Origin of the sequence: Pseudomonas viridiflava, from assembly GCF_900602065.1 — a bacterium.
Lineage (GTDB): Bacteria > Pseudomonadota > Gammaproteobacteria > Pseudomonadales > Pseudomonadaceae > Aquipseudomonas.
The window spans coordinates 1-325 of sequence record NZ_UWFN01000311.1; the positions used below are offsets into that span (position 1 = coordinate 1).

Genomic DNA, 325 nt, shown 5'->3' on the forward strand with positions numbered 1-325 from the left:
GGTTTACAGGTTAATACGCATGATCAGGAGGTAACTGATCATGCCCTGGAACCAAGAGTCTCCGATGAATCAACGAATCAGACTGGTCGCTGACTGGCTTTCTGGTAACTACACCAAAAGCCAGCTGGCGCGCCGCTTTAACGTAAGCCGGCCTACCGTCGACAAATGGATCGGCCGGCACAATGGCGATTTAAAGTCCTTAGCCGAACTGTCCCGACGCCCTCACAACAGCCCCAATAAAACCGACGATGAGATCCTGGCCCGTGTGGTGGCGATGAAGGAGGCGCACGATAAATGGGGACCGAAGAAGCTTCTCGAGCTATTG

Annotated in this window: 1 protein-coding gene; it reads left to right on the forward strand. The window is 53.5% G+C overall.

Features of this window, described 5'->3' with window-relative positions:
- Positions 1–40: 40 nt before the first annotated feature.
- Positions 41–325 (forward strand): helix-turn-helix domain-containing protein (locus EE949_RS24315; protein WP_164666825.1); only part of this gene is annotated, 285 nt, incomplete at its 3' end.